The following is a 682-nucleotide window of genomic DNA, read 5'->3' on the forward strand; positions in this document are numbered from 1 at the left end:
TTTAGTTAAACGGCGACGACCAAACGCTCTTAAGCCTAATAAGCCTAAACCGAACATACCTAACATTGCTGGCTCAGGTACATTTACTGGCCGAGTGGTGATAAGAAAACCAAACTGCGCCGGCGTAAACGCTTTTTCTGGCGTAGTAAAGCCTAAACAACCATTGGCCACGCCTGCTCTGGCGCAAGTAGCGTTAGCTAATGGCGTTAAATTACCAGATAACTCAACAATACTGAGAAAATAGGTAACATCGTCGTAAACAAACTCAGTGTTTAACGCACCAAACTGAATAATGAAAATGTCATCGCACACCGTAGCACTTGGGAAGTTACACGGTGTCCGGTTAGGCGTTTCAATAAAATCTACAGAGAAATTAGTGCTAAACTGCGGCGCTGCCGGACCAACAGGATTAACCGGCGTTAAATTCAGCGTGGTAAATACACTGGCACTGGTCAGCGAGCTAAAAGTATTAGAAATAGTGTTGTTAAAATGGGTAATGGTGTTAGTTGGCGCTGGTGTCATATTGTTAGTGAAAACGGTACCCATTGCCGGTGAATCAGTAATTTGTAAACCACTGCGTGAATTAAGCGCATTTTGCGTAGCATCAGTATGATCACCGCCAGCGCGACCCCAGCTAATCAGTGAGTCGTTTACAATTTGATTGGCGTTAACGCCATTAAAT

At 44.1% G+C, this 682-nt stretch carries 1 protein-coding gene; it reads right to left on the bottom strand.

Annotation, left to right across the window (positions count from 1 at the left end; all coding sequences use genetic code 11):
* Window positions 1–682: THxN family PEP-CTERM protein (locus VT06_RS16970; RefSeq protein ID WP_052750338.1), on the bottom strand; the 682-nt coding region annotated here is incomplete at both ends.

It is taken from the genome of Arsukibacterium sp. MJ3 (assembly GCF_000987765.1).
Taxonomy (GTDB): Bacteria; Pseudomonadota; Gammaproteobacteria; order Enterobacterales; family Alteromonadaceae; genus Alishewanella.